The sequence below is a fragment of the Amycolatopsis sp. EV170708-02-1 genome (assembly GCF_022479115.1).
Lineage (GTDB): Bacteria > Actinomycetota > Actinomycetes > Mycobacteriales > Pseudonocardiaceae > Amycolatopsis.
In genome coordinates, this window is the sequence record NZ_CP092497.1 from 4,237,476 (window position 1) to 4,253,020 (window position 15,545).

At 65.7% G+C, this 15,545-nt stretch carries 15 protein-coding genes; 6 read left to right on the plus strand and 9 right to left on the minus strand.

Translation table 11 applies throughout. The annotated features are described in order from the left end of the window. Position 1: 1 nt before the first annotated feature. Both MJQ72_RS19790 and MJQ72_RS19795 read right to left on the minus strand, forming a co-directional pair. The gene (locus tag MJQ72_RS19790; protein ID WP_240600846.1) at positions 2-1,180 is read right to left on the minus strand and encodes a hypothetical protein; all 1,179 of its coding nucleotides are present in this window, start codon (positions 1,178-1,180) and stop codon (positions 2-4) included. Next, positions 1,177-2,733: an ABC transporter substrate-binding protein gene (locus MJQ72_RS19795; RefSeq protein WP_240600847.1), complete on the minus strand. Its 1,557-nt coding sequence runs from the start codon at positions 2,731-2,733 to the stop codon at positions 1,177-1,179. Before MJQ72_RS19795 ends, MJQ72_RS19790 begins: the two co-directional genes overlap by 4 nt. 150 nt (positions 2,734-2,883) lie before the next feature. On the opposite strand from MJQ72_RS19795, the gene MJQ72_RS19800 reads away from it, so the two are divergent. The 5 genes from MJQ72_RS19800 (at position 2,884) to MJQ72_RS19820 (ending at position 8,534) form a co-directional block, all read left to right on the plus strand. Next, positions 2,884-3,549: a helix-turn-helix domain-containing protein gene (locus MJQ72_RS19800; RefSeq protein WP_240600848.1), complete on the plus strand. Its 666-nt coding sequence runs from the start codon at positions 2,884-2,886 to the stop codon at positions 3,547-3,549. 653 nt (positions 3,550-4,202) lie between these two features. Further along, positions 4,203-5,156, plus strand: coding sequence for an FkbO/Hyg5 family chorismatase (locus MJQ72_RS19805; RefSeq protein ID WP_240600849.1), 954 nt, complete (start codon positions 4,203-4,205; stop codon positions 5,154-5,156). Continuing rightward, positions 5,153-6,607: a class I adenylate-forming enzyme family protein gene (locus MJQ72_RS19810; protein ID WP_240600850.1), complete on the plus strand. Its 1,455-nt coding sequence runs from the start codon at positions 5,153-5,155 to the stop codon at positions 6,605-6,607. Before MJQ72_RS19805 ends, MJQ72_RS19810 begins: the two co-directional genes overlap by 4 nt. Continuing rightward, positions 6,607-7,500, plus strand: coding sequence for a DMT family transporter (locus MJQ72_RS19815; protein WP_240600851.1), 894 nt, complete (start codon positions 6,607-6,609; stop codon positions 7,498-7,500). Before MJQ72_RS19810 ends, MJQ72_RS19815 begins: the two co-directional genes overlap by 1 nt. Next, positions 7,497-8,534, plus strand: coding sequence for a 3-deoxy-7-phosphoheptulonate synthase (locus MJQ72_RS19820; protein ID WP_240600852.1), 1,038 nt, complete (start codon positions 7,497-7,499; stop codon positions 8,532-8,534). The genes MJQ72_RS19815 and MJQ72_RS19820 overlap by 4 nt, the downstream gene beginning before the upstream one ends. Before the next feature lie 235 nt (positions 8,535-8,769). On the opposite strand, the gene MJQ72_RS19825 is transcribed toward MJQ72_RS19820, so the two are convergent. Then, a complete protein-coding gene (locus MJQ72_RS19825; RefSeq protein WP_240600853.1) occupies positions 8,770-9,606 on the minus strand; it encodes a DMT family transporter in 837 nt (278 codons plus the stop codon). Between the two features lie 417 nt (positions 9,607-10,023). After that, entirely contained in the window at positions 10,024-10,377 is a 354-nt protein-coding gene (locus tag MJQ72_RS19830) for a hypothetical protein (RefSeq protein ID WP_240600854.1), read from the minus strand. A 113-nt stretch (positions 10,378-10,490) separates the two neighbouring features. Between MJQ72_RS19830 and MJQ72_RS19835 the strand changes: the two genes are divergently transcribed. Then, positions 10,491-11,591 carry an NAD(P)/FAD-dependent oxidoreductase gene (locus tag MJQ72_RS19835; protein WP_240600855.1) on the plus strand — a complete coding sequence of 367 codons (1,101 nt, stop codon included), beginning with the start codon at positions 10,491-10,493 and terminating at the stop codon, positions 11,589-11,591. Here the strand turns inward: MJQ72_RS19835 and MJQ72_RS19840 are convergent, their stop codons facing one another. From MJQ72_RS19840 to MJQ72_RS19860, 5 genes are read right to left on the minus strand one after another with little or no spacing between them, the layout of a single operon-like run. Further along, on the minus strand, positions 11,592-12,695 hold the full coding sequence (locus tag MJQ72_RS19840) for an ABC transporter ATP-binding protein (RefSeq protein ID WP_240600856.1): 1,104 nt from the start codon (positions 12,693-12,695) through the stop codon (positions 11,592-11,594). Further along, positions 12,685-13,509 carry an ABC transporter permease gene (locus MJQ72_RS19845; protein ID WP_240600857.1) on the minus strand — a complete coding sequence of 275 codons (825 nt, stop codon included), beginning with the start codon at positions 13,507-13,509 and terminating at the stop codon, positions 12,685-12,687. Before MJQ72_RS19845 ends, MJQ72_RS19840 begins: the two co-directional genes overlap by 11 nt. Further along, positions 13,506-14,363: an ABC transporter permease gene (locus MJQ72_RS19850; protein WP_240600858.1), complete on the minus strand. Its 858-nt coding sequence runs from the start codon at positions 14,361-14,363 to the stop codon at positions 13,506-13,508. Before MJQ72_RS19850 ends, MJQ72_RS19845 begins: the two co-directional genes overlap by 4 nt. Beyond that, entirely contained in the window at positions 14,360-14,584 is a 225-nt protein-coding gene (locus tag MJQ72_RS19855) for a hypothetical protein (protein WP_240600859.1), read from the minus strand. Before MJQ72_RS19855 ends, MJQ72_RS19850 begins: the two co-directional genes overlap by 4 nt. Then, positions 14,581-15,498 carry a PotD/PotF family extracellular solute-binding protein gene (locus MJQ72_RS19860; RefSeq protein WP_240601371.1) on the minus strand — a complete coding sequence of 306 codons (918 nt, stop codon included), beginning with the start codon at positions 15,496-15,498 and terminating at the stop codon, positions 14,581-14,583. Before MJQ72_RS19860 ends, MJQ72_RS19855 begins: the two co-directional genes overlap by 4 nt. Between the last annotated feature and the right edge of the window lie 47 nt (positions 15,499-15,545).

The following is a 15,545-nucleotide window of genomic DNA, read 5'->3' on the forward strand; positions in this document are numbered from 1 at the left end:
GTCATCCCCGGACATCGAGGAGTACGGCCGGTCCACCGACCTCCTGGCCGGTATAGAGAACGACGTTCCCCGGCCGCAGCTTCCCGAGCAGCGCCAGCGCGAGCGCCCGCTGGCCACCGGTCGGGATGAGCCCGCCGTCGGGCACCGTGACCGCGCCGTCCTCCCGTAGCACCGCGCATCCGGACCAGGTCGCGCTGTCCGGTGTGGACTCCTGTGGAGTACCGCCCGGCCGGGCGGCGTACCGGTGTCCGCGCAGCGCCTGTCCGAGGTCCGCCGTCCACTCGTGACCGTCGAAACCCACGGCCAGTGTGAGCGTGCGCGTCCGGCCAGGCCCGGGAGCGCCGGGAACGAGCCTGTCGGACAGGGCGACCACGTCGATGTCTTCGGCCGCCTTCGCCGGTGTGGACAGGGTGGTGGCGCGCTGGTCTTCGCCTGGCACGAAGAACGAGACCTCCTCGGGCACCAGCGTGATCTCGCGACGCGTCAGCAGATACGCCGGTCCGAGCAGCGGGCCGTCCAAGGCGACCGGAGGCAGCACCACCGCGCCACCGTGCTGGAACCCGTACGCGCCGTCGGCCCGTTCACCGGCGACGACTTCGGCGGCGAACCGCACGATCGCCTCGTGCGGGATGCGACGGGTCATGACCTGCACCGCGAACCAGTCGCGAGCTTCCCGCAGCCGGGTCAGCCCGTCGGCATCGGCCAGCACCGGTATCTCGGCCGCGTTGGTGAACGGGATCAGCGCGTCCCGCAGCAGCACGAGCTGCCAGAGCCACTCGTTGTACAGGTTGCGCGCGGGATGCAGTTCCGGTCCGGCGATGAGCCTGCGGACCACGGGCGGGATCCAGGAGTAGCCGACGCAGCTACTGTGGATGTCGGCCGGGCCGGGGCGGCCGGCGGGCGGAGCGTCCCGGACGAGATCCAGGACCAGAGCGGAGACCGCGTCGGCGTTCGCCGCCACTTCCGCCCGCACCTCCTGACCGGCCGGCCCGGCGTCCAGCCGGAGAGTCGCGTAGGGACCCGTGGTGGACAGGCACGCGGCGAGGCCCGAGACGAAGTCGGTCCGGGTTTCCGTGCCGCCACCCGCGGCGGCGACCGCGGCGTCGAGCAGGGTCCGCGCGGCCGTGACGAACGTCGCGGCGTCCACCGCCCGGCCGTCACCGAAGTCATGCCAGCTCATGGCGTCACCTCTGCTTCCTGGAAGATCGGACGGCCCGACGCGTCCAGCCGCACACCGGACACCCGGGACGCGACGCCGATGGAGGAGGACTGCTCGAAGAGCGGGATGCCGTGCCCGGCGGTGAGGATCGCCTTCGCCGCGGTGTCCACGGCGCGTGCCCGCTCGACGGGATCGAGGAGGGTGGCGACCCGCGCGATCGCGGCGTCCACCTCGTCGGGTGTGCTGCGGCGCAACGGGTTCGCGCTCTTCACCGGGTACAGGCTCGCGAGTACCGTCGGGTCGCCGCGGGTCACCGCCCACGACACGAAGTCGTAATCGCCCGAGCTTTGACGCGCGCTGTTGGCGGCGTCGTCCAGTGGGGTGGGACGCAGCTCGATTCCGGCCTCGGACAACTGCCGGGCGATCAGCTGGTAGAGCGCGCCGTACCGTTCGGTGGTCGAGTACACCAAGGTGAAGGACAAGCGCTCGCCGCTCTTGGCCCGTACTCCGTCGGCGCCTGGCCGCCAGCCCGCCGCATCGAGCAGCCGGAACGCCCCTTGCCTGTCGGATGCGAGATCCGCCGACCGGTCCGCGTAACCGGGCGTGGTCCTGGCGAGGACGTCGGTCGCTGGGCCTTCGCCCGCGGACAGCAGCGGTTTGAACGCCGCCCTGTCCAGCGCCGCGCCGACCGCGCGGCGCACGGCGGGATCGCTCAGCGCGGGGCGGGATTCGTTGGGAAGCAACGTGTACACGACTCCGGGCCGCGTGCTGGACAGCAGCCGTGCCCCTCCTCCGCCGAAGGACGGTTCGTCCTGCTGGAGCACCTGCAGATCGGCGTCGAGCTGGCCGGAGACGAGACTGCCGTGCCGTGCGCTCGGGTCGGTGACGATGGCGAAGGCCAACGTCCCGACCCGGGGCGAGCCCTTGTGCGCGGACAGGTCACTCGCCCAGGCGTAGTCCTTTCGAGCGGTCAGCCGGACCTCTTCGTTGAGCGCCACCCGGTCGAGCAAGAACGGACCGGAGCCGGTGAGCGTGCCGGCGCACCGCTTCTCCGGTGTCTGCGCCAGCGCACCGGGTGAGAGGAGACCGAGCGTGACCATCGACGTTGCTTGCAGGAACTGGGCACTCGGGGCGGAGAACCGCACTTCGACGGTGTGCGGTCCGGACGCGGTGGCGCCCGCGTATCCGGCGAGGTAGGTGGCGCCGAGCGGGGAGCGCGCGCCGAGGGCGGCCACATCGTCGAAGTTGGCGACGACGGCGGCGGCGTCCAGTGGTGTGCCGTCGCTGAAAGTCACCCCCTCCCTCAAGGTGAAGACGAATTTCGTGGCCTGCGCCTCGACCGTCCAGGATTTCGCCAGCCAAGGCACGATCTTGCCGGTCGCCGGATCCTGGTCGGTGAGGGAATCCACCAGCTGGCGGGACACCTGCAGGTTCGGAGTCTGTGGCGTCTGGTGCGGATCGAGGCAGCCGACAGGTGCGGAGAGCCCCGCGGTGAGAGTGGCAGCCGTGCCGTTCTCGGCACTGCCGGTGCCGCAGGCGACGAGCATCGCGGCGGCACTGGTGAGAAGAAGCATTTGTCTTAGCACGATCCCGAGTCTGTGTGTTCGGGCAGGCGGAACACCGGTCCCGTTTTCACTCTCCGGAAACCGCTCACGGATTGGGACGGAGGCCGGCGTGCCTTGTTTCGTGTTAACTTCCGCGCCGGGACAGGGAAGGAGCGGACCATGGCTCCTCGAAGTGTCGCGGCGCGCGTGTTGTCGGTACTGGACGCCGTGGAGCGGGCATCCGGGCCGCTGCAGATCACGCAGATCGCCGAACGTACCGGGCTGCCGGTCGCCACGGCGTGGCGCATGGTCCGTGAACTCACCGAATGGGGTGGCCTCGAACAGCAGGCCGACGGCCGCTACCGGCTCGCCACCCGGGTCTGGGCGATCGGCAGTTCCGCCCCGTGCGTGCGCCGGATCCAGCGTTACACCTCACGGCACATCAGAGAGCTGGCGGCGCTGACCGGGCGGACGGCCTACCTGAGCGTGTTCGATCAGGACGAAGCGCTGGTCGTCAGTCTCGCGCAGGCCGGCGGTGGCCAGTCCGATGTGCACGAAGGAAGCAGGCTCCGCGCCGGTGCCTCCTCGGCGACCCTCCTCTACCGCGCGTTCGACGGCCCAGGCACCGACCCTGATCCCGTGCGGAGCACACGGATCTCGGTACATCAGGAGATCACAGGCCGTTCATCGATGTCCGCCGCGATCACCAACCAGGCGGGGGCGGTGGTCGCCGCACTCACGCTCGCCGGGAACCGGGGCGAGGCGTGGCATCAACTGCGCCCCACTCTCGCCGACGCGGCCCAGGCCGTACGGCACAGCATCTACCGCGACGAGTTGTTCGTTTAGGACACGGTGGGTGTACTGGTCCGGGACGCATTATGGCAGCCGAATCGAGACAATTTTCGCTGCGACTTCCCTGGAGTTGTGGTCTACGGACAAGTGACCAATTCTGGTTGATTGAGTCGAGGGTGGTTACGGGTAGGAATGTCAATCAATTCGGAGGTTTATCCCGCTGATGTCCGTTCGGGAACAGCGTGCGAACTGGTCGCGTCGGCCGCGGCGAATGTTGTGGGCTGAGGAGCTCTGTGCGGAAAATTCTTGTGTCAGCCGAGTGGTGGATCTGTCGGCTTGAAATAAAAAGTGTGCTGAACACCCCCTCAGTTGACAGAGTCGCGTTGAGCGCGACTGGGCGGCGCCATAGCACAGAAACATTCAGCTTCGATCAGTACATTGCACTGCTGGCAGGAATCTGGAAGTATCCCTCACGAATCGCAGAGGCTCTGCCCAGCTGACAATTTAAAGAATTTCAAGCGTCCAAATGGGTGGCTTGAAAGGTTGTAGCGTCGGCGGTTGACTTACCGAATGATTTGCCGATAGCCTGTCGGCTCCGCACGATTGATTGCGTCGAGGGTGACGCCTGTGTTATTTCATGACGGGGATTCCTCATGTCTCAAATTGTTGACTTGCTCGCTTTGTCGGGGAAGGTGCGATCGGGGCTCATGCTCGAACATTCGATTGAAATGCCCACGGAAAGAAGTCTTCTGGGAAGGGTCATCTTTGGTGCGAACGGATTTGCGCCAGAGATACTCGACGGTGTGCCGGCGTTAGGTGTTCCGATGATCGCAGGGGCCGAACCGGGGTTCCAGGAGATCTTCACCGCTGTCGGGCCGGTGATGGCGGGCCGGGATGGCGGATTGGCCTATGCCGCAGACGGTCGTCACTTGTTCTGCGCTGTACAGGTGGCTGAACGAGACATCTACAGGGATGCGGCCCGGATAGCCTATGATTCGGCCTTTGAGCTTGCCACCCGGCTCGGCTATCCGAACATCCTGCGCATGTGGAACCTGGTAGGCGGGATCATCGACAGCAACGCCGACGGCACGGAGATCTATCGAGACTTCTGCGTGGGGCGGGCCGAAGCATTTGCTTTATGGACCGGCCGGATCGGTCGGATCCCGGCTGCCACCGGGATCGGCACTCGAGGGCGAGGCGTGTACCTGTATTTCCTTGCAGGACGCGCTGATGCAAACGTGCACCATCTGGAGAATCCCCGGCAGACCCCAGCTTATCATTATCCGGAGCGCTACGGCCCGAAAGCGCCAAGCTTCGCACGAGCGACCCTTGCTGACGGAACATTGTACATTTCGGGCACGGCAAGCATCATCGGTGATGAGACTGTCTGTCAGGGTGACATCGCCGGTCAGCTTGAGGTCACCCTGGACAACATCATGGCATTGATCAGTGCCGAAAACCTGCGTCAGGTGCAGGCAGTCGGCGGTTACGCCCTTCGTGATCTTGATCTGATCAAGGTTTACGTTCGCCATGCCGCCGACCTGCCGCTGGTGCGCTCCCGGTGCGAAGAGGTCTTCGCGCCCGACGCCCGAGTGGTCTACCTGAATGTCGACATCTGTCGGCCTGACTTGCTCGTCGAGATCGAGGGGATAGTGCCGTGAACCTGGCCGGCCACCTCGCCGCACTCGCTCGGGACAACGGCTGGTCTGATCGATTGGCTTACCAGGCGGACGATGCCGCAGTGTCCTACGCCGAGCTGTATTCGGGTTCGGCCTGCTTCGCGGGCGGTCTCGCCGCCCGCGGTGTGACCGCGGGCGACCGCGTCCTGCTGGCGCTTCCCGACAGCGTCGAATTCGTCCAGGCCGTCCTCGGAACGATTCAGCTCGGGGCAGTGGCGATCCCTGTGAACACGTTCATGCACGAGACCGCCGTCCGGCGGGCCGCCGAGATCGCCCTTCCTCACGTGACGATCGCAGAACGAGGAACGCCCGGCCTCGAGCACGTCAGGGCGGTAACCCCAGGACAACTCGGTGCGGCCAGGCCGTTGGCCGACCATGTCGCCACCGACGCGGGCTCAGTCGCCTTTGCTTTTTTCACCTCCGGTACGACCGGAACCCCACGGCTCTGTTACCACACCCACGGTGACCCGGCGGTCTACGATCAAGCCATCGGTCAGGTGATCGGCTTGAAGCCCGCGGACACCACGCTGTCGGCGTCGCGCATGTACTTCGCCTACGGGTTCGGCAATTCCCTGCTCTTCCCGTTGCTTCACGGCAGCTCGACAGTGCTGAGCCAGGAGCGCTTGACCGAATCCGTGGCGCTGAACCTCATCGATCGCCACCAGGTTTCGGTGTTCTACGGGCAGCCCAGTTTCTACGCCAGGCTGCTCCAGCACTCATCCGTGGCGACACTGGATACCTTGCGACTGGCCTTGGTCGCGGGTGAACCGCTGCCCGTCAGCGTCGAGGTCGCGCTGCGCAAGACCCTGGGCGACCGGCTCCTCAACATCTTCGGCACCACCGAAGTCGGACACGCGTTGATCGCCAACACCCCGACTGCTCATCGAGAAACCACGATAGGCCGCATCCTGCCCCCGTACCGCATGCGGGTGGTCGACAAACTGGGCGAGGAGGTTGCTCCCGGAGCTGAAGGGGCCCTGGAAGTACGTGGTCCGACGATCGCGCCAGGGGTCGCGCGCGCGTCCGATACACCGCTGAGGATGCCGGACGACTGGTACGCGACGGGCGATGCGGCAACTGTCGATCGCGACGGCTTCGTGCGACTGCACGGGCGGCTGGACGACATCGAAATCGTCGGGGGACAAAACGTGCATCCTGCCGAGATCGAAGACCTCTTGGTGGGTCACTCCGCCGTCCATGCGGCGGGCGTGTGTTCTGTGCGGCGCGAGACCGGTGTCACCTCGCTCCGGGCGCACATCGAACTGGCTGGCAGCGCCGAGCCCAGCCGGGTGATCGCGGAGCTCGCGGCGCTGGCACGAGAAGAACTGAGCTGGTACGAGATGCCGGAGGACATCATCATCGTCGAATCACTTCCCCGCACCCCGGTCGGCAAGCTGGATCGCCGTGCGCTCAGGACGCTGGCAGCCGGCTGATGAGCACTAGGACCGACGTCAAACTCGACGTCAAGACCGTCGCGGCGATCGCAGTGACGATGCTCCTCTGGGCATCGGCCTTCGTCGCCATCCGCTTCGCCGGCACCCACTACGAGCCTGGAGCACTCGCCCTCGGGAGACTGGTCGTGGGCGCTCTCGCTCTGGGGACGATAGCGACCTGCAAAGGTGTGAAACTCCCGTCACGAAGGGCCTGGCCCGGGATTGCCGGTGCCGGAGTCTTCTGGTTCGGCCTGTACATGGTCGCCTTGAATTGGGGCGAACGTCACACTGACGCTGGAACGGCGTCACTCGTGGTGGGGATCGGCCCCGTCCTCGCCGCGATCCTGGCCGGCGTCGTGTTGAAGGAAAGATTGCCCGGCCGTCTCGTGACCGGTCTCGTCGTGGCATTCATCGGCGCGGCGATCGTCGGGCTCGCCTCACAGCACGGAACGTCCACAGCAGGCGGCGTCGCGCTCTGTTTGCTCGCTGCTGGTGGATACGCCGTGGGTGTCGTGTCTCAGAAACCGGCACTGAACCACGCCACCGCACTACAAGCCACAACTTTCGGTTGCGCGGTGGGTGCGGTCGCATGCCTGCCGTTCACCGGGCAACTCCTCCACGACATAGCGAGCGCACCGGCGTCGGCCACGTGGTCGGTTGTCTACCTGGGGCTGCTGCCCACAGCGCTGGCCTTCTATACCTGGGCTTACGCCCTGTCTCGGACACCGGCAGGAAAGCTCGGTGTTACCACCTACGCGGTTCCGGCGATCGTGATCGTGCTGTCGTGGCTGGTTCTTGACGAGGTCCCCGTGGCATTCGCCGTGCTCGGCGGTGTGCTTTGCCTCGCCGGGGTCGGGATTTCCCGAAGCAAATCCCGGAGGAAAAGTAAATGAGCACCGTTCCACCCGACGAACTGCTGCCCAGCCCGGCGGAATTGTCCGGCGAGTTGACGATATCCGCCCTTGTCGCCGAAGAGATCCGTCGGCATCGTTCGGCGATCGCAGACGTGCTCGCGGGACGAGACGGACGTGCGCTGGTCGTTGTCGGCCCCTGCTCGATCCACGACCCGGCAGCAGCCCTCGACTACGCGTGCCGACTCGCTGAGGCTGCTCGTTCGATGAGCGACCAGCTGCTCATCGTTCTGCGTGCCTATTTGGAGAAACCGCGAACGGCGGTCGGCTGGAAGGGGTTGCTGCACGACCCAGGGCTCGATGGATCCGAAGACATCGCCGGAGGACTGCGGACAGGCCGGGAGTTCCTGATCGCAGCCGCGGCCAGTGGACTGCCGCTGGCCGGCGAGTTCGTCGAGCCAATGCTGGCACCCTACGTCAGCGACGTCCTCAGCTACGGCGCGATCGGAGCGAGGACGGTGGCCGGCCAGTCGCATCGAGAACTCGGCTCGTCAGCGTCGATGCCGATCGGATTCAAGAACGGCCTCGACGGCGACCTGTCTATGGCGACTGCCGCTGTCCTGTGCGCGAGCAGGCCACAGCGACATCCAGCTGTGGGCGACCACGGTGCCGTTGTGGTGCGAAACGCGCCTGGCAACGCATCGGCGCACCTGGTGTTGCGCGGCGCGAGAGGAGGTCCGAACTACGACACGGCATCCGTCGGCGAGGCCGTCAGACAGCTTCGTGCCGTAGGGTGCGTGGAACGTGTCTTGATCGACGCGTCACACGGCAACTCGGGAAAGGACCATCGCCGCCAGCCTGGTGTGGTGGTCGACGTCGCCGGCCGAATCGCGAGAGGTGAACGAGCAATAGCCGGGATCATGCTGGAATCCTTTCTGGTAGAGGGGCGTCACGACCATCCCGCACCCTATGGAGTCAGCGTCACCGACGCCTGTCTCGACCTGACCGATACCATCGCCGTGCTCGAGTCTCTCGCCGACGCAGTGCGTATGAGTCGGCCCGTTCTTCACTGGTGATCTCTGCTGCAGCGGTATTCCCGTTCCCCGCACGGGAATGCCGCGGTAGAGAGAGTTGACGGCGTAGACGACCTGGTCCTGGGTCAGGCGTTGGCGGTCGGCGGTCGCGCGCAAGCGCCGGAGGTGGTGCCAGGTGGCGAAGCTCTGGAGGATCTTGCGCCTTGTCGGGTCCTTGACGCGGGTGACACGGCGTTCGGATGCAATTCCGTGCAGAGTACGCGAAGCGCAGACGCCGTCACAACCCGATGAGTATCAATGACGCGGCCGCGAATCCGAGGCCCAGTAAATGCAGCGATCCGATCCGCTCTCGATCGATGATCACGGCCAAGAGGACGGTCGACACCGGGGACAGCGAGACGATCGGGCCGACCACACTGAGCAGGCCGTGTGAGGTCGCGTAGAGGTAGAAGACGTAGGCCGCGGTATCGAAGATCCCGACCAGGGTGATGAGCGGCATACGCAGAGCAGTTTGGCTCGCTTTACCTCGCGCGCGCAACACGATCACCGCGGCACAGAGGATCGAGCACACTCGCGCTCCTGCCAGAGGCCACAGCCCCGCTGCTGGGCCCGGCAAAGTGAGCAAGAGCAGCTGCAGGCCGAGCGCGCTTCCCGCGCTGAACGCGATGGCCACCGTTCGCATCGAAGCCTTACTCGCGTCGCCGCGGACGACTTTGCTCACCAGCGCCACGGAAACCACGGCGGAAAACGCGCCGATGAGGGCGAGCGGCTCTGGAGCCGTCTGCAAGAAGAGTCCTGCGATCAGGGGGACCAGCGCTGTGACCACCGCGGTGACGGGAGCGACTGTGGCGGCTCCGTCGGTGGCGAGGGCACCGTAGAGCAGAACCGTTCCGAGCAGGCCGAAGCCTCCGGAGACCGCACCGATAACGAGATCAAGTGGTCGCGCGCCACCGGCTGAGGTCATCGCGAGAAATAGGGCGAGGATCGGCGCCGAGATGACCTGCGACAGCAGTACCACCGTGATCGCCGGCGCCGTCCGGGCGGCCCTGCCGCCGAGATAGTCGGCGCCTCCCCAGCCGAAGGCCGCCGCACCTGCCAGTGGAATCGTCACCATGCGACCGATCGCCGATCTCCGGTAGGTCCTGGAACGAAGGTCGCGATCTCGACTCTCGCCGGTGCCGTCTGTGTGAACTTGGACAGGGCTACGATCACGCCGGCGTCCAGGAGGGGAAAGCCGCGATGATGATCATCTTGCGAATCATGTCGAACTCCACTGCGGATTGGATGAGTCCAGGTAGGGGTGGGAAGACTTCGCCTGCTCGCGGGTAGCCATTAAAGGAGAGTCCGGTGATCGGGGAGACCGTCGTGCGCCCCTCGGATGCGGACTGTGGTGGATACCCTCATGAAACGCCGCGTACCAACCGCACGCATAATAGAAAGAACCGGCAAAGGTCTTGCCAAGATCTGCACGTTTATGCGGCCGGTCCTGCCCTTTTGTGTCCTTCTTCGGCAGGCATCGACGTTGGTGGGATCAATTGTGACGGACGATCAGCAGGGCAAGCGAACCGATACTGGTCACCGCGAGGAGGTGGTCCAGCCAGGACCACTCGAATGCGACGCCGCTGGCGAGCATCACCCCGACAGTGGTCACCAGGTACCAGCTCGCTGCCTGCAGGCTGACGCCTATCTCTCCGAGTTTCGTCAGGTAGCGCAGGGTAAGGAGGTAGCAGGCCAGTCCGGCGGTATTGGTCACGACGGACATGGCCACGGCGTCCCAGCGCGGGCCGCCGTTACTCCATATGCGGCCGGCCCATACGAAACCGTAGGCATCGGCCGTCGCGCCGAGGGCGGTGAACGCGGTGATGGCGAGATAGGTCGTGAGCATCGTTTCTCCGCGCCGGGTAGTTGTGGATTTACGAGTGCAAGTTCCTTGCTGAACCACTGTCTCCAACAGTACTTCACAATTAATTGGTATCGGGATCGCCGGGTGGTGGCAAAATGCAGCGAATCGCACAGGTAGCCGGTGCCGGGGTTGCCGGGCTGACCCTGGCCACGGCGCTCGGACGGCGCGGCTGGCGGGTCATCGTCCATGAGCGGTCGGCGAGGTTGAGGGAAATCGGGGCGGGCATCACTTTGGGTCCCACGGGTATCGAGGTTCTCACTCGGGTCGGCGCCCTCGATGACGCCATCGCCGACGCGGCGCGCGTCGGGTACTGGTCCATGTATGACGAACGGGGATGGACCGTGCAGTCTCAGCGAGTGAGGCGTGACATGTACTGCTGTCATCGCCGGTCGTTGCACCGATCGCTGGCGAACAGCGCCCGCGCTGCGGGAGTCGAGATCCGGACGAGTTCGCCGGTGACTGGCGCGACGGGGGACGCGTTGGTGTTCGGTGGCAGAGATCCGGAGGTGCTGGAGGGTGACCTCGTCGTCGGTGCCGACGGTGTCGACTCCGTGGTGCGGCGTTCGCTGGACGGAAACGGGCTTGACGTGACCTGTTTGGATCTCAACGCGTCCAGCCTCCGATACGTGCTTCCGCGCCGGTCCGGCGAATGGATCTCGGATCAGCCCGAATGGCTGCGGGACAGCAGACGGGTGGGAATTCTTCCGTTGGGCGATGCCATGGCGGTCTTCCTGTCCTGCCGCCGGGACGACAAGCGCGCGCGGACCGACCCGCTCGACCATGATCACTGGATCTCCGTGTTCCCCGAGGCCCGCGATGTCATCGAGCGCGCACCGGAGAAGGTGTTGTGGCATAACTTGAAGGAGGTCCGCTGCTCCCGGTGGTCGGTGGGAAGGACGGCGCTCCTCGGTGACGCCGCGTTCGCGATGGCATCGAACTTGGGGCAGGGCGCGGTGTCCGCCATGAGCGCGGCGCTGGCATTGGCCGACGAGGTGACGGACTCGGACGATGTCCAGGCGGCTTTGGCTCGCTGGGAGGCACGTGAGCGTCCCGGGATCGAGTACAACCAAGTGTGGTCGCGGCGCTACAACAGCATGGCGACAGCGTGGCCGAAGTGGCTGTATCCGGTGCGATCGGCCACCTATTGGGTCCTGGGCAAGTCCGATGAACTCAAGGTGCGGTTCGGTGGCGCATGATCACGCGGTCTGTGCGGGCAACAGCCAGCTCTCCGCGGGGCGCCACGTCACCGGCGTGATGGAGCCGATGGCGAGGTCGTCCGCGGCTCGCGCCGCGATGGACACCGTGAACTCGGAACCTTCCCCCAGCCGGGCGCAGATTTCCGTGACGGGGCCTTGAAAAACCAGATCGGTCACGGTCGCGTCCATGGTCACGGAGTCCGTCCTGGGCTGGTCCAGCGTCAAGTCTTCCGGACGCACCAGGATCGCGACCGGACTACCACGCAGGAGGCCTGGCGCTCCGGGCACCATCACCATCCGCCCGGTGGGCAATAGCACGTCGTAACATCGCCCGCCGTCGCGTACCCCGCACACCGTGCCGGCGAACCGGTTGACCTCGCCGACGAACGAAGCCACGAATCCGTTGGCCGGGCGCCGATAGACTTCGCTGGGCGTCGCCACCTGCTGGAGCCGGCCCTCGGACAGGATCGCCACGCGATCGGACAGCATGAAGGCTTCCGCCTGGTCGTGTGTCACCTGGACGAACGTCGTCGCCGTCTCGCGCTGCAGCCTTCGCAGCAGAACCTGCATCTGCTTGCGAAGGGACAGGTCGAGAGCACCAAGCGGTTCGTCCAGCAGCAGCACTTCGGGGCGCAGGACCAGGGAACGAGCGAGAGCGACTCGCTGGCGCTGACCGCCGCTGAGTTCCTGTGGACGCGCGCCGGCGCGCCCCGAAAGTCCTACTTGTTCGAGCATGGCGTCTACCTGGGCCCGAGCCGGCCGGCCCCGGATTCCCCGCTGTCGTAGGCCGAACGCGACGTTCCCGGCGACGTCCAGATGCGGAAAGAGAGCGTAGTCCTGGAAGACGGTGGTGACCGGGCGCCGGTGCGCAGGAAGACCGGTCATATCGGTTCCGCCCAGCCACACCGTACCGCTTGTTTCCGTCAGCAGCCCGGCGATCATCCGGAGGATGCTCGTCTTCCCGCATCCACTAGGGCCCAGCAAGGAGAAATACTCGCCACGGGACACGTCGAGATCGACATCGTCGACCGCGGTCACCGGCCCGAACCGGCGGGTGAGGCCACGGATACCGACCGCGGACGAGATCGGCGGATCAGGAGGCATCGGCCGGGCCTTCCGGTGGCCGGCCACGACGTCCTGGCACGGTCAACCGGCCTTTGCTCAGCAAGAAGATGACCGGAAGAGCGGTCACCAGCATCAGAGCCGTGCCGATCGCATTGATCTCAGGTGAAACGGTGAGCCTGATCTTGCCCAGCAGTAGCACCGGGAGGGTTTCGGCTTCGGTGCCCCCGAGGAATTGCGCGACGACGACGTCGTCCAAGGAGAACGTCAGTACCATCAGCCCCGCGGCCAGGACACTGGGTGCCAGCACCGGCAGGGTTACCCCGCGCAGAATCCTTCCAGGCGGGGCGCCGAGATCGGCTGCGGCGTCCTCCAGCTCGGTGCCCATTGTGGACAGTCGCGCTTGGATCAGGACGGTGGCGTACGCCGAGCAGAACACGGCTTGCCCGATCACGATCGCGGCGATGCCCAGCGGTACGCCGAATTGCTCCGCGCCAAGGAAGAGACCCAATGCGAGAACCACTTCCGGAAGCACGATACGGGCGAAGACGACGCCGTCCAAAAGGCGTCGTGCCCGCGAGGACGCTCGCCGCCACCACAGCGCGTCCGCCAACGCCAGCGAGACCGAAAGAATCGTCGTCGCTGACGCCACGATGAGACTCAGCCAGAGATCCTCGAGTATTCTGGTGTCGTTCATGGCCTCGACCCACCACCGAAACGTCACTCCACCCCAGGAAGCGAGCCGCTCGTCCGCGTTGAACGAATTCACCACGACGAGTGCGATCGGAGCGTAGAGGGCGGTGAGAACGAAGCCGGTCAGTACCGACGCGATCCTCGGGCCACGGCGTCCTGTCATGCGGCGCCTCCGGAACGGACGCTGACCCTGCGTACGACCAGGAGGCTCACTGTCACCAACGTCGTCATCATGACAGTCAAGGCCGAGCCGAGCGGGTAGTCGCCTGCTTCTTGGAACTGGTAAGCGATCACGTTGCCGTACATCAAGGTCTTTCCGCCACCGAGTACCGTTGGAACGACGTACTCGCCCAGCATGGGAATGCTCACGAGCAAGGAACCCGCGAGAATCCCCGGTGCCGCCAAAGGTATTTCGACTCGACGGAGCCGGGACCACGGGCCCGCGCCGAGATCGGAGGCCGCCAGTAGTTGAGCCGGTTCTATCCGTTCCAACGCGACGAACAGTGGCAGCACCATGAGCGGCAAATAGGCATAGACCATGCCGATCACCACCGCGGCCGGGGTGTGGAGCAGGCTCAGCCCATCGGGCGTCAGTCCGAGCAGCCCGAGCGCTTGTGACAGCGGGCCGTGGTCGGCGAGGACCCCCGCCACGGCGTAGGTGCGGACTATGAATCCGGTCCACAAGGGGATGATGACGGCGGCGAGCAGAACGCGTTGCCGGTGCCCACTTGCCCGACTGAGTGTCAGTGCCACCGGGAACCCGATGACCAGGCAGGCGAGCGTGCTCGTGGCCGACATCGCCAAGGAACGGAGGATGGATTGGAGATACAGAGGATCGAGTGCCCGGGCATAGTTCGAAGGGTTCCAGCCGACGTAGGTCCGGTAGTCCGCCAGATCCACCTTTCCGAAGGAGAGCACAAGGAGCAGGGCAAGCGGCGCTACGAAGAACAGCGACGTGAAGGCCGCCGACGGTACGACCAGCAGCAGCCGGCCCGGACGCCGGCTGCCCCGTGTCATACGCCGATCACACGCTGGAACGCGTCCGCGCGCCTGCGTGCGCCGTCCGGTCCGTTGTAGACCGCGAACTGTACCGACGACGCCTTGCCGACGTCGAGACGGAGGCTCGTGTTGTTCTTGATCGAATCCTTGATGAACGGCTCGGCCGATGGAAGCAGGTAGGCCGAGCCGGTGGTGTTGATGAAGTCCGCGTACACCTGCGGTGTGAGATGGTGGTTCATGAACGCGTACACGGTGGGGAGATTCGTGCTGCCCGCCAGAGGGACCCAGCCGTCGACGTATCCCGGCATACCTTCGCTGGGGCCACCCACACGATGGCGGGATTCTTGTCCTGCGCCGACGCGATGTCGTAGTCGTAACTGACGGCGGCCACGGCGTCGCCGGTGATCAGGTCCTTGGAGAAGTCAGTCGGCAGAAAAGCACGGACGTTGCGTTTGAGCTCCAGGAGCGCGTCGACCGCGCCCGCCAGGGACTTCTCGTCGTCCGCGTTGGCGGACTGCCCGGTGCGCAGGAGCGCCATGGAGACCACGTCCTCGGCGTACTTCAGCACGGTGACTTTGCGGGGGTGCGCCGCCGCCAACTGCCACAAGTCGGCCCAGGATTCGGGGCGCTCGTCGATGAGGTCCTTGCGATAACCGAAGCCGACCTTGCCGATGTCGACCGGTACGCCGTAGGGGAACGAGCGCCGGTAGAACTCGGGAATGCCGGAGAGCAGGGGCACCTGGGACGCGTCGAACTTCGCAGCCAAGCCCGCGGCCTGGATCTGTCCCGCGGCGGCACCTCCGGCAAGGGTCAGGTCGTACGACTTGAGATTCTGCCGGATCTGGGTGATGGCCTGTGCGGCGCCGGAGGTCAGCCCCGAGACCTGTTTGACATCCGCGCCGGGGAACGCGGCTCGGAAGCTGGCGATCTCGTCCTTTCCGATCCAGTCCGGATAGTTCATCATCGTGATCGTTCCGCCGACCTTCGCGCCTGCGGGTGACTCGTCGGACTTGCCGCAAGCGGGCAGCGCGCCAGCGGCGGCGAGAAGCAGCGCGACATCCAGGCTGCGGCGCAGGAACTTCCGGCGTGTGGTCGTGGGACCAAGTGTGTTCATGACGGCACCCACCATCTCCGCGCGATCTTCGCGCTGCATCACTTCGGCCCCGCGTAGGCCCGCCGATTCGCCGAAGCGACCGAATA

Coding starts and splice junctions, on each gene's coding strand:
- MJQ72_RS19790 (WP_240600846.1), bottom strand. CDS start 1,180: ATGAGCTGGCATGACTTCGGTGACGGCCGGGCGGTGGACGCCGCGACG.
- MJQ72_RS19795 (WP_240600847.1), bottom strand. CDS start 2,733: ATGCTTCTTCTCACCAGTGCCGCCGCGATGCTCGTCGCCTGCGGCACC.
- MJQ72_RS19800 (WP_240600848.1), top strand. CDS start 2,884: ATGGCTCCTCGAAGTGTCGCGGCGCGCGTGTTGTCGGTACTGGACGCC.
- MJQ72_RS19805 (WP_240600849.1), top strand. CDS start 4,203: ATGCTCGAACATTCGATTGAAATGCCCACGGAAAGAAGTCTTCTGGGA.
- MJQ72_RS19815 (WP_240600851.1), top strand. CDS start 6,607: ATGAGCACTAGGACCGACGTCAAACTCGACGTCAAGACCGTCGCGGCG.
- MJQ72_RS19820 (WP_240600852.1), top strand. CDS start 7,497: ATGAGCACCGTTCCACCCGACGAACTGCTGCCCAGCCCGGCGGAATTG.
- MJQ72_RS19825 (WP_240600853.1), bottom strand. CDS start 9,606: ATGGTGACGATTCCACTGGCAGGTGCGGCGGCCTTCGGCTGGGGAGGC.
- MJQ72_RS19830 (WP_240600854.1), bottom strand. CDS start 10,377: ATGCTCACGACCTATCTCGCCATCACCGCGTTCACCGCCCTCGGCGCG.
- MJQ72_RS19835 (WP_240600855.1), top strand. CDS start 10,491: ATGCAGCGAATCGCACAGGTAGCCGGTGCCGGGGTTGCCGGGCTGACC.
- MJQ72_RS19840 (WP_240600856.1), bottom strand. CDS start 12,695: ATGCCTCCTGATCCGCCGATCTCGTCCGCGGTCGGTATCCGTGGCCTC.
- MJQ72_RS19845 (WP_240600857.1), bottom strand. CDS start 13,509: ATGACAGGACGCCGTGGCCCGAGGATCGCGTCGGTACTGACCGGCTTC.
- MJQ72_RS19850 (WP_240600858.1), bottom strand. CDS start 14,363: ATGACACGGGGCAGCCGGCGTCCGGGCCGGCTGCTGCTGGTCGTACCG.
- MJQ72_RS19855 (WP_240600859.1), bottom strand. CDS start 14,584: ATGAACCACCATCTCACACCGCAGGTGTACGCGGACTTCATCAACACC.
- MJQ72_RS19860 (WP_240601371.1), bottom strand. CDS start 15,498: ATGCAGCGCGAAGATCGCGCGGAGATGGTGGGTGCCGTCATGAACACA.